Source organism: Streptomyces sp. NPDC051286 (genome assembly GCF_044455345.1).
In the GTDB taxonomy this organism is placed as follows: Bacteria; Actinomycetota; Actinomycetes; order Streptomycetales; family Streptomycetaceae; genus Streptomyces.
In genome coordinates this window covers 14,740-26,525 of sequence record NZ_JBITER010000048.1, presented here as the reverse complement: position 1 = coordinate 26,525, position 11,786 = coordinate 14,740, and the positions used below count along the sequence as shown (strand labels likewise).

General features: G+C 72.4%; 6 protein-coding genes. 5 read left to right on the top strand and 1 reads right to left on the bottom strand.

Features of this window, described 5'->3' with window-relative positions; all coding sequences use genetic code 11:
• Window positions 1–14 precede the first annotated feature (14 nt).
• The 3 genes from ACIBB8_RS31405 to ACIBB8_RS31395 all read left to right on the top strand — a co-directional run bounded on the left by ACIBB8_RS31405 (window position 15) and on the right by ACIBB8_RS31395 (window position 7,528).
• Window positions 15–1,541: a hypothetical protein gene (locus ACIBB8_RS31405; RefSeq protein WP_398957895.1), complete on the top strand. Its 1,527-nt coding sequence runs from the start codon at window positions 15–17 to the stop codon at window positions 1,539–1,541.
• A 160-nt stretch (window positions 1,542–1,701) separates the two neighbouring features.
• Window positions 1,702–2,622, top strand: coding sequence for a hypothetical protein (locus tag ACIBB8_RS31400; RefSeq protein WP_398957893.1), 921 nt, complete (start codon window positions 1,702–1,704; stop codon window positions 2,620–2,622).
• Window positions 2,623–2,674: 52 nt separating this feature from the next.
• The gene (locus ACIBB8_RS31395) at window positions 2,675–7,528 is read left to right on the top strand and encodes a hypothetical protein (protein ID WP_398957891.1); all 4,854 of its coding nucleotides are present in this window, start codon (window positions 2,675–2,677) and stop codon (window positions 7,526–7,528) included.
• Between the two features lie 34 nt (window positions 7,529–7,562).
• Here the strand turns inward: ACIBB8_RS31395 and ACIBB8_RS31390 are convergent, their stop codons facing one another.
• On the bottom strand, window positions 7,563–8,009 hold the full coding sequence (locus ACIBB8_RS31390) for a hypothetical protein (RefSeq protein WP_398957889.1): 447 nt from the start codon (window positions 8,007–8,009) through the stop codon (window positions 7,563–7,565).
• A gap of 415 nt (window positions 8,010–8,424) precedes the next feature.
• On the opposite strand from ACIBB8_RS31390, the gene ACIBB8_RS31385 reads away from it, so the two are divergent.
• Both ACIBB8_RS31385 and ACIBB8_RS31380 read left to right on the top strand, forming a co-directional pair.
• Window positions 8,425–11,343 (top strand): nitrate- and nitrite sensing domain-containing protein, encoded by a 2,919-nt coding sequence (locus ACIBB8_RS31385; protein ID WP_398957887.1) that lies wholly within the window; start codon window positions 8,425–8,427, stop codon window positions 11,341–11,343.
• A complete protein-coding gene (locus ACIBB8_RS31380; protein ID WP_398957885.1) occupies window positions 11,340–11,783 on the top strand; it encodes a roadblock/LC7 domain-containing protein in 444 nt (147 codons plus the stop codon). Before ACIBB8_RS31385 ends, ACIBB8_RS31380 begins: the two co-directional genes overlap by 4 nt.
• Window positions 11,784–11,786: the final 3 nt, after the last annotated feature.

The following is an 11,786-nucleotide window of genomic DNA, read 5'->3' as shown; positions in this document are numbered from 1 at the left end:
CTAATCTGTGCAGCGTGACTTCGCCTGCCTACACGGACAACGCTGCGCCCCAGCTCAGCGCGGGGCCGCGGCCCGCCCCGGGCCCGGCCGCCGACGAGGGGCTCTCCCGGCGGCTGCGCGCGCTCGCCTGCACGGCGCCGCTGCACGACCTCGACGTGCGCAAGGCGAATCTGGCCGGTGAGTACACGGTCTACGCGATGGCGGAGGTCGCCCTCGCCGCGATCGACCAGGTCACGCTGCACATGGACTTCGACACGGGCGCCGACCACGAGCAGATAGTGGCCAAACTGCTCCCGCGCGTCGCTGCCCAGGCGCCGCGTCGTCCCACCGCGGAGCACGAGCGAGTCGCCCGCTGGGTGCTCGACAACCTGATCAACGTCGGAAGCGTGGACCGCGGCTTCCGCGCGGTGTACGGCACGTTCGGCCCGGACGGGGTCTATGTCCGCAGGGACTACGACTTCAAGCTGATCGAAGAGGTACCCGGTTACGGCGGCAGCGTCTATCTGAGGGCCACCGACGAAGCGGTCAACGTCCTGGTCGGCGCCCTCGACACGGACGTCACCAGCGCCCAGATCGCCGCCGAGGTGAAACTGGAGGTCCTGATCAGCCGGGGCCGCCTCGCCGATGCGCAGCTCGCCGCCGAACAGGCCCGCTACCGCACCGTGCAGTACGCGGAGACGCTCCGCAAGACGCTGGAGGCGACCCGGCGCAACGTCAGGGCCGTCGACTGGCTCAACGCCGTGCCCGACATGATCGCCGAGGCACTGGACCACGTGGCCGACCGCTACCGCCATGAGAACGCGATCCTCACCAACATCCGCAAGGCCCGGGACGAGGCGGAGGAACCCGAGCACAAGCGCCGCGCCGCCGAGCTCGTCGACATAGTCAAGGACTGCATCCGCCGCCACACCCAGCTGCAGTCCCGCCTGTTGGAGGCAGGACCGCTGTTCCGTGCCGAACAGGACCGGCAGGCGTTCGCCACCCCCACGGCCAGGACCGGCCTCGATCTGTACGGCCAGCTGGTCGCCCCGCTGCTGCCGCTCCCCGTGGAAGAGGCCATCCGCGTCACCGACGCGTTCTTCGCCCACGGCGCGGGGCTGCGCACACCCACCTCGGTACGGGTGGGTGACCTGGTCGACATGCTGCTCACCCCGCCCCTGGAGCGGGAGCATCTGGGTGCCGAGATGCCCGAGCCGGATCTGATCGCCACCCCGGACGACAGCAGGTTCAGCGAGGAGCAGCTGGCGAGCGCCATGAACCTCCTCGATCTGGAGCACGACGCACCGCGCCGGCTCTCCGGACTCCTCGCCGAGGCCCGGCGGAGCGATCCGGACCTGCCCTATCTGGTCGCCCTGCTCGCGGTGCACGCCGCGTCCCCGCCCGTCGGCACCGCCTACCGGCAGGGCGAGCGGCGCCTGCTGTTCGCCGTCGACGACGGGACCCGGCTGGACGACCCGGAGTTCGGCGGGGCGGACCTGATCGTGGGCATGGCCCTGCTGGACGCGGCGGGCATGGCCGCGGACCGCTCGGAGGCCTCATGAGCGGGCAGGGGCGCCGGACCCCGCGGAACCCTGATCACCGCCGGCCCCGGGCCGCCACGTCCGGATGCGCGGCTTTGCCCGCACCCTTCCGTACGGACGCCGTGAGAGCCGGCGCCGCCCACCCCGTACCACCGAGATCCCGCACCGAGGAGCGACCGTCGTGAGCGACTACCGCGCAGAGCACACCGACGCGTGGAGCGAGCCGACCGCCGGGTACGCGACCGAGGGCGACGCCGCCCACGAGCCTGCGGCGCCCACCGCCGTCACCCCGGCCGACGCGGCCGACGCCGCCCGGCTTGTCGCCTTCGGGCTGCAGCCCAAGCTGCTGCCCGCCCGCGACGCCGAATACGCCGAGCTCCTCCGGCGCTACCGGGAGGAGACATCCTTCGCCCGGCTCGCCGATGCCGTGGCCACCGGACTCGGTCTCGTCGTCCTGGAGGTCTCCACCCGTGCCGGCATGGCCGTGACCGCGGGCGAGGACTCCGTCTTCGCCGTCCGCATGGGCGACTACGCCCGCCGCGCCTCCTCCGACTCGGCCGACCGCTTCCTGCACGGGCTGGCTCATCTCGCCGTCGCCGCCATGGCCTTCCCGCGCCCCGAGGACCTCGCCGACGACGCGTACATCGGCCGGGTCACGGTCAACGGCATCGACGCGTTCGTGCGCCAGGCCTGCCACCGCCTGGAGGAGCGGGCCGAGGAACACGGCGACAACACCGACCCGGCCACCGACGCCCCGGGGCTGGAAGCCGCCTGGCGGATCTATGCCCGGCGCAGCGCCACCGGCGCGACGAAGGACGCCCGGCGGCTGGCCGGATCCACCACCGGCATCGTCGGCAAGGCCGTCGCCTTCCTCACCGACTCCGGGTTCCTCCAGCGCACCGGGGACGACGCCGGAGGAGCCTTCCGCACCACCGCCCGCTACCAGCTGCAGGTACGCGACATGGCGGGTACCGCCGCCATGGCCGAACTCCTGGACCTCGGCGTCGTACCCGTCACCGACGGAACGGCGACACTGCTGCCGCCCCCCGACGGCGACGACCTGGAACTGGCGGCCGACGCCGGTCTGCCCTTCCACGCCTGAGCACCCCCACCGCCGCCCACTCCTGCTTTCCGAACGACGAGAGTCCGCCGCCATGTACGAGCTGTCCCGGGTCCGCCTCTACTCCATCGGGCCTGCCGGTGCGCGCTACGCCGACACCGTGCTTGACCTGCGCGGAGTGGGCGAACCCGTGCCCAACCCCGCGCCGGCCCAGGCGGAGTTCTTCGAGGAGGAGCCGGTCGGCCCGCCGCGCCGCCCGGCACCCGCCGGTGTGCTCTTCCTGGAGAACGGCGGCGGCAAGTCCGTCCTGCTGAAACTGATCTTCTCCGTGATGCTGCCCGGCCACCGCAACACCCTCGGCGGCGCCAGCTCCGGCGTGCTGCGCAAGTTCCTGCTCGCCGACGACTGCGGTCATGTCGCCCTGGAGTGGCAGCACACCCTCACGGGCGAGTGCGTCGTCGTCGGCAAGGTCAGCGAGTGGCGCGGACGGCAGGTCTCCAACGACCCGCGGAAGTTCGCGGAGGCCTGGTACTCCTTCCGCCCCGGACCCGGTCTCAGCCTCGACTCGCTGCCGGTCGCCGAGGCCACCGCCGTCGGCCGCCCCGTCGAAGGCACCTCCGGCGCCCAGGGCAGGCGCCGCACCATGAAGGGCTTCCGGGACGCCCTCACGGATGCGGGCAAGTTCTACCAGCACCTCGATGTGCACTGGGAAGAGATCCACGACCGGTGGAACGAGCACCTCGGCGACCTGGGCCTCGACCCCGAACTCTTCCGCTACCAGCGCGAGATGAACGCCGACGAGGGTGAGGCGGCCGGGCTCTTCGCGGTCAAGAAGGACTCCGACTTCACCGACCTGCTGCTCCGCGCCGTCACGGACACCCGCGACACAGACGGTCTCGCCGACCTGGTCAGCGGCTTCGGCAACAAGCTGGGCCGCCGGGCCGAACTCACCGCGGAACGCGACTTCACCGCAGGCTCCGTCGACCTGCTCGGCCGGATCGTCGAAGCCACCGGCACCCGCTCCCGTACCCGCGACATCCACGCTGGCGCCGAACGCCGCACCCGCACCCTCGCCCGCAGGCTCTCCGCCCGGGCCGCCCAGGAGCGCGGCCGCACCGCCGACCTCGCCCAGCAGGTGACGGGCGCCGCCCACACCGTCACCGCCGCCGAGGAGGCCCGCAGCCGCAACGCTCTCATCGCCGCCGAACTGGCCTACCGGCACGCCTCCCTGGCCCTGGCCGCAGCCGAGAAGGGCGCGGCCGCCCAGCGTCGCGAACTGGTCGACGCCCGCACCCTGCACTCCGCCTGGCAGGCCGCCGAAGCAGTGCTGCGCCACCGCGCCGCCGCCGACCGGTCCGCGCGCGTCGCCGTGGCCATCCGCGAGGCCGAACGCGACGCCGCACCCGCGCTCGCCGCCCGCGCCACCGCTGCCGCCGACCTCGTACGCGCTCTGCACACCGCCGCGGAAGCCGGCGAGCAGCTGGCCAACGAGGAGGAGGAGCGCTCCGACACCCTCCAGGCCTCGGGCGAGACCGCCCACCGGGATGCCACCACCGCCGCCACCGAGGCCCAGCGCGCCCGCAGTGAGGCCGGACATCTGCGCCAGCGCCTCGCCGAGGTCGAGCAGGAGACCGCCGAGGCGGTACGGGCGGGCTGGCTCGACAACACCGCGCCGGACGCCGATCCGGCGCGGGCCGCCCTCGCCGCGAGCGACGCCGAACAGTCCACCGTCGCCACCTGGAACGACGCACGGGAAGCGGCCGGAGCCGCGGCCGACCGGGCCAGGGAAGCGGCGGCAGCCGAGAGCCGAGCCGAGCTCGCCGCGGCGCGCGCCGCGGATGGTGCACAGGCGGCAGAACAGTCGTACGAGGCCGAGTTCAGGGCCGCCGAGTCGATCGCCGCCGACCACCGCCTCGCCGACCTGCTGGGCCTCCCCTCGGCGCACGGCGCCGGTGTGCCCCGGCCCCGTCGCGGAGCCACCGGTAACGCACCGGGCACCGCGTCAGGCACCGCGGCACCGCAGGACGGGCGCGAGGACGGGCCAGGAGCAGGTACGGGCTCCGGCACCGCCGCGGCCGGCTCCGACCGGCAGGCCGTAGCCGGCCAGGAACTCGCCACCGACCGCACCACCACGGGCGAGCACTCCCTGACCGCCGAACAGCCGCTCACCGCAGAGGAGTTCGACCGGAGCGCCGACGACCTGAGGGAGCTGCTCGACGAGGGCATCGCCGCCGCCGAACGCCGCCTCTTCGAACTGCGCACCGCAGCGGCCGACGACTCCCGTATCCTCGGCGCACTCGGCGACGGCGGACTGCTGCCGCCCGGACCCGACGTGCTCGCCACTGTCGAATACCTCGGTGAGCACGGCATCCCGGCCCTGCCGGGCTGGCGCTACCTCGCCCAGGCCGTCGACCCGGCCGACCACGCGGCGGTGCTCGCCGCCCGCCCCGAGCTCGTCGACGGCGTGATCATCACCGACGCCGACTCGCACGCCCGCGCCCGCGAAGTCCTGGACGGCGCTGCTCTGCTGCCGCGCTCCGCCGTTGCCGTCGGCACGACCGCCGCGCTGCTCGCCCCCGTACCCGCCCCCGGCTCGGCCCGGAGCACCGACGGGGTGTTCCTCGTCCCGCCGAACCCGGCGATGCACGACGAGCATGCCGCCGACGAGGAACGCCAGGCGCTGCGGAGCCGGGCCGCCGAGCGCGACGAGGACATCCGCACGCTTGCGGCCCGCCTCGCCGGAGACCGGTCCCTCGCCGCCCGCATCGGCTCCTGGCGCGCCGACTGCCCGCCCGGCATGCTCGCCGAACTCGCCGAGGCCGCCCGTACCGCCCGCACGGCCGCCGAGACGGCCCAGGCCATGCTGGCCGAGGCCCGTTCGGCGCGCGCCGAGGCCGACGAAGCCGCCGCGGACACCGCCCGCGTCCGCGACGAGCGCCAGGAAGCCGCCCAGCGTGCCCGCCGCGTCGCCGACGCCCTCGCGGGCCTGGCCCACCGGCTCCGCGAACGCCCGCGCTGGCAGGCACGACTGCGCGAGCTCGTCGAGGAGGCGGCCGAGTCCGAGGCCCGCGCCACCGTCTGCCTGGAGCGGGCCCGCGCCGCCGACGAGGACCGCAGGGCCGCCCAGCGCGCGGCCGACGACGCCCGCCGCACCGCCCGAGCCCTGCGCGCCGAGCGTGCGGAGATCGCAGGCGCCCCGGAGAGCCTCCCTGAGCCCGAGGGCGATTCCCCGCGCCCCGCCCTCCCCGCTCTGCGCGAGGCCTACCGGGCCGCATCCCAGCTGTACGAGAAGGTGGGGGTCGGCGCCGACCTGCGCGCCGAACAGGCCCGCGCCGAGAGCGACGAGAGCGCCGCCCTCGCCGAACTGGACCGGCTCACCAACAAGGTCCGCACCCGCGCCGCCCAGCTCCTCGAAGGCACCGACGGAGCCGACGGCCCGTCGCGCCAGGCGGCTGCCGCCCGCGCCGAATCCCTGGTCCAGCTCCTGGAGACCCGTGCCTCCGCCGCGAGCGAGCAGCTCGGCCGGCTGCGCGGCGAGGCCGAGCGTCTCGCCCCGGTCGACGGCGAGACCCACCACACCGAGCTCCCCGACGAGCTGGTCCCCGCCGACGCCGAGCAGGCCCAGACCCTCCTGCGTACGGCCACGGCCGAACTCGGCACCGCCACCGGCGCCCTGGACACCGCCCGCGCCGCCCACGCCGAACTGCTCCACGCCCACCACACCGCCGAGGCATCCGCCGGAGGCTTCGACGAGACCGCCGCCCTGCTGCGCGACCTTCTCAGGGACCACGGCGCCGACGACGACCCGGAGGCCCCCGAGCCGTACCCCGGCAGCCTCGACGAGGCACGGCAGTCCGCGGCCGAGGCCCGTCGCTCGCTGCGCGGCTGCACCACCGACCTCTCCGCCGCCGAAAGCGCCGTACGCGAGGCGAGCGACGTCCTCGTACGGCACGCCAACTCCACCCGGTACGAGCAGGTCCGGACCCCTGCCCGGCAGCAGATCCGCGAACTCCCGGCCGCGGCACTGCCGGAGCACGCCGAGAAGTGGGCCGCTGCCTTCGCGCCCCGGCTCCGCGTCCTCACCGACGAGCTGGCCCAGCTGGAGCGCAACCGCGACTCCATCGTCGACCGGCTCCGCGGACTCGTGGAGTCCGCACTCACCACCCTCCGTTCCGCCCAGCGGCTCTCCCAGCTCCCCGAGGGCCTGGGGGAGTGGTCCGGCCAGGAGTTCCTCCGAATCCGCTTCGAGGAGTCCGACCAGGCGACGCTCACCGAGCGGCTCGGCGACGTCATCGACGAGGCCACTCGCGCCGCCCTCAAGAAGAACTCCGACCTGCGGAGGGACGGTATGTCCCTCCTGCTGCGCGGCGTAGAGGCGGCCCTGGAGCCCAAGGGCATCGCCGTGGAGATCCTCAAGCCGGACGCGGTGCTCCGCGCGGAACGCGTCCCGGTCGGACAGATGGGCGACGTCTTCTCCGGCGGCCAGCTGCTGACCGCCGCCATCGCCCTGTACTGCACGATGGCCGCCCTGCGCAGCAACGACCGGGGCCGCGACCGGCACCAGCACCGCCACGCGGGCACGCTCTTCCTCGACAATCCCATCGGCCGCGCCAATGCCACGTATCTGCTGGAGCTCCAGCGCGCTGTGTCGGACGCCCTCGGCGTACAACTGCTCTACACCACGGGTCTGTTCGACACCACGGCGCTCGCCGAATTCCCGCTGGTCATCCGGTTGCGCAACGACGCGGACCTGAGGGCGGGACTGAAGTACATCAGTGTGGAGGAGCACCTGCGTCCCGGCCTGCCACAGCAGGATCCGAACGGCGAGACGGTGCACGGAGAGATCACCGCGACCCGCATGTTCAAGCGCACACCGGCGACGCCCGACGTATCAGAGGCAGTCGGAGCCCTCGACACGCCCCGGGCCCACGAAGACCGGCAGGACTGAGCGAGACCTCGACGTTCCGCCGGGGCACACGAGGTCAGGCCCGCGACAGGCTGCGCGCGCCCCGGCGGCGTATCCGAGCCGCCTCCCGGTCCGTGGCCCTCGCCGCCCGACGGGTCGCACGCCGCTCCCGGCGCAGCTGCCGTGCCGAGCTGCTGGGCATGGACACCACGCCATGGCGCTGATTCCAGACCTGGCGGGTCACCCACACGTCCAGCACCGACCAAGTGGCGACCACTGTGCTGCCCACGCTGCTCAGCACCATCGGGAAGGCCAGCCACGAGCCCGTCAGTGTGGCCAGGAACGCCACCATGGCCTGGATGATCGTCAGCGACATGATGAGTACGGCGCGCACGGCCGACGTACGCACCGGATCCGGCATACGTAGCCGTACGGCAGGTTCCTCCACCCACAGCGGCTGCCGCGGGATCCGTGTCCCGCCCGCCGCCGGCGCCCTGGTGCTCCGACGCTCTTCCGTGTCCAAGGATTTTCCACTCCCCACCACTGTCCGACTTCAGGGTTGTTGCCCGGCATGCGCCGTTTCTACGCAGGCGGACCGGATCGCCCTGCCGCACGCCCTCGCCATAAATCCCCTACCCCGCGCCCCGACGCCCGTACAGACGGACGAGTGAATCGTCGTGAAGATTCCCTTGATCTATCACGGAACGAAGACTTCCAGCCAACTGCCATGTGGGGGAATGCGGCGCTCTGACGGGTCTCTTCTGACGCTTTCGTGAACTTCATCTCCCGGAATACCAAGACAACTCACGCCCAGCGCCTGCCAGTCCGGCTGAAAATCGTCCGGACATGCCTTCGAGTTGTCTGTGAGGCAGTAGTAGGCTCACGCCGTTTATTGACGGAACACCGCCCCCGCACGAGGGGCTGAGCTGGGGGAGGCCATGCGCTTTCGCGGAAAGTCCATCCGCAGGAAGATCGTGGCGTTGCTGCTGGTACCGCTCGTCTCCCTCACCGCCCTCTGGGGCTTCGCCACCTACCTGACCGGCCGTGAGGCCAACCAGCTGATGGGTGCGAGCACGATCGTGGAGAAAGTCGGCCACCCGCTGGAGGACGCCGTCCGGGTGGTCCAGAACGAGCGCCGGCAGACCCTTGTCTTCCTCGCGGACCCCCGCGCCTCCGACGCCCTTCCTCTGCTGCGCCGCCGGCGTGCCGCCACCGACCGCGTCGTGGCGGACGTCAAGAAGAGCGCACAGCAGAAGAGTATTCGCGACGCCCTGAGCACCGACGCCGAAGCACAGCTCAATTCGATCCTCGGCGCCATCGAAGGCCTCGGCGCGCTCCGCGACTCGGTCGAGAAGCGCACCATCGACCGCAGTCAGGCACTGGATTTCTACAACGGTCTCATCGACCCCTGCTACCGCTTCCTGACTGGTCTCCACACCATGGAAGACGTGTTGCTGGACAAGCAGGTGCGCGCCCTGGTGGGCATCTCACGGGCCCGCGAACTGCTGTCCCGGGAGGACGCACTGGTCGCGTCGGCACTCGTCGCCGGCCGGCTCGACGCCCCCGAACTCCGACAGATCTCCGACCTCGTCGCGAACCGCAAGCTGCTCGTCGAGATCAACAGCGAGGAACTCCCAGTGGCGGAGCGGCGGCGGGTGGAGCAGTTCTGGACGAGCCCGGAGAGCGAGCCGCTGCGCACCGCGGAGAACAAGATTGTCGCCGCGGGCCCCACCGACAACCCCCGCGCGGTCGACGTCGAACGCTGGCAGGAAGTGGCTCCGCCGGTCCTGGACCGGCTGGCCAACGACTCGACCGAGATGAACAACCGCTTCCAGGACCGCGGCAAGCCCGCCGGATACAGCGTTCTGATCAAGGCCGGTGTCGCGGGTGTCCTCGGCTTCCTCGCCCTGCTCGTCTCCGTCTTCGTCTCCGTACGCATCGGCCGTGAGCTCGTCCGCGACCTTTCCCGGCTTCGCAAGGACGCCCACGAGGTCTCCGGCGTACGGCTGCCGAGCGTGATGCGCCGCCTTGCCGCGGGCGAGCACGTCGACGTCGAGACCGAGGCCCCGCAGCTGAGGTACGAGAAGGACGAGATCGGCCAGGTCGGCCAGGCACTCAACACGCTGCAACGCGCGGCTGTCGAGGCCGCGGTCAAGCAGGCCGACATGCGCCGCGGTGTCTCCGAGGTCTTCGTCAACCTCGCCCGCCGCAACCAGGTGCTGCTGCACCGCCAGTTGACGCTGCTGGACGCCATGGAGCGCCGGACCGAGAACACCGACGAACTCGCGGATCTCTTCCGCCTGGACCACCTCACCACCCGCATGAGGCGGCACGCCGAGGGCCTCGTGATCCTCTCCGGCGCCGCGCCGTCCCGGCAGTGGCGCAAGCCGATCCAGCTGATGGACGTGGTGCGCGCAGCCGTCGCCGAGGTCGAGGACTACGAGCGCATCGAGGTCCGCCGGCTGCCGCGCCTCGGCGTGGGCGGGACGGCCGTTGCCGACCTCACGCACCTGATCGCCGAACTCCTGGAGAACGCCACCGTGTTCTCACCCCCGCACACCGCGGTCCAGGTGCACGGCGAACGCGTCGCGAACGGCTTCACCCTCGAGATCCACGACCGTGGCCTCGGCATGCCGCCCGAGGTCCTCCTGGACGCCAATCTGCGGCTCGCCGAGACGCCGGAGTTCGAGCTCTCCGACACCGACCGGCTCGGCCTCTTCGTGGTGAGCCGATTGGCCCAGCGACAGAACGTCCGGGTCTCACTGCAGACCTCTCCGTACGGAGGCACCACCGCCGTCGTCTTCATTCCGGCGGCCCTGCTCACCGATGCCGTCGATACGCACGGCTCGGGATTCCGCCTCGACCGACGGGCCGAGAAGTCGATCGGCAGCGGCAGGACCGGCAAGGAGGCGCCGCGCGGCGACAAGAGCCACAGGGACGGTGTGGCGGACCGGCGGACAGCCGATCGCGCGGGCGAGGCCAGGCCCGGCGTACTCACTCCGGTCTCCAGCGGGTTCGCGGACCCGACCGTCCTGGACGGACCGGTCGAACTCGAAGGTCCGGTCGACGCACTCGGCTTCGTGTCGGACCCGGTACTCGAATCCGTACTCGATCCGGCCCTTGACGCAGTGTCCGACATCGAAGACACCGAGAGCGAACGCGGTGGCATCTTCCGCGCCCGCGACCTCCGTCGTGACGCCGACCGCGAACAGCACCAGCAGGCCTCCGGCCGGATCTCCGGACCCACGGCCGATGTCCGGACGATGCGCCCCGGCGGCCCGGTTCCGCTGCCCCGCCGCAAGCCACCGACACTGGTCACCGACCGCGGCCGACGCGTCGACGAGGCCGGCCGCGCGCACCCGACGGCCACCGACCAGGAGCCGACGGACACCGGAAGGGACATCGGCGCGTCCTCGTACGACAACGGCCGTTCCACCTATGCCCCCGGGCAGTCCACCAGCGACGCCTGGGTCTCCGCCGCCACCCGGCGGCCCACCGAACCCCGGCAGCCCACCGGCTTCCGGACATCCACCGAGCCCGCCGCACTTGCGTCGGCACCCGCCGAAGCGACGCCACCGACCGCACCCCCCTCGCACCCGGGAACCGTGGGCGGACTGCCCCGCCGGATCCGGCAGGCCAACCTCGCCCCGCAGCTCCGCGGCACATCCGGCGGACGTGCTTCCGAGCCGGCCCGAGCGGAACCGGCCGAGGACATCGAGCGGGACGCGGACGAGGTACGCAGCCGAATGGCCTCGCTCCAACGAGGCTGGCAGCGCGGCCGGCGGCAGAATGCCGAGGAAGCGACCGGGCCCGGTGAGACAGCTCAAGGAACCACTCCGGGAGGGGACGGTCGATGACCGCACCGAACGCCGCAGCATCCAACGCCACACGCCAGGGCTCCGGCGAACTCGACTGGCTGCTCGACGAACTCGTCGAGCGTGTCGGCAGCATCCGCAAGGCTCTGGTGCTCTCCAGCGACGGCCTCCCCACTGGCACGTCCCAGGACCTGACCCGGGAGGACAGTGAGCATCTGGCGGCCGTCGCCTCCGGATTCCACAGCCTCGCCAAGGGCGTCGGGCGCCACTTCGACGCGGGCTGTGTCCGTCAGACCGTCGTCGAACTCGACGAGGCGTTCCTCTTCGTCACGGCTGCTGGTGACGGCAGCTGTCTCGCCGTGCTGGCCGACTCGGACTCCGACGTGGGGCAGGTGGCGTACGAGATGACGCTGATGGTCAAGCGTGTGGGGGCACACCTGGCCAACGCCCCACGGACGCCCGGTCTGCCTGCCGGAGGGTGAGGG

Coding starts and splice junctions, on each gene's coding strand:
- ACIBB8_RS31385 (WP_398957887.1), top strand. CDS start 8,425: ATGCGCTTTCGCGGAAAGTCCATCCGCAGGAAGATCGTGGCGTTGCTG.
- ACIBB8_RS31395 (WP_398957891.1), top strand. CDS start 2,675: ATGTACGAGCTGTCCCGGGTCCGCCTCTACTCCATCGGGCCTGCCGGT.
- ACIBB8_RS31380 (WP_398957885.1), top strand. CDS start 11,340: ATGACCGCACCGAACGCCGCAGCATCCAACGCCACACGCCAGGGCTCC.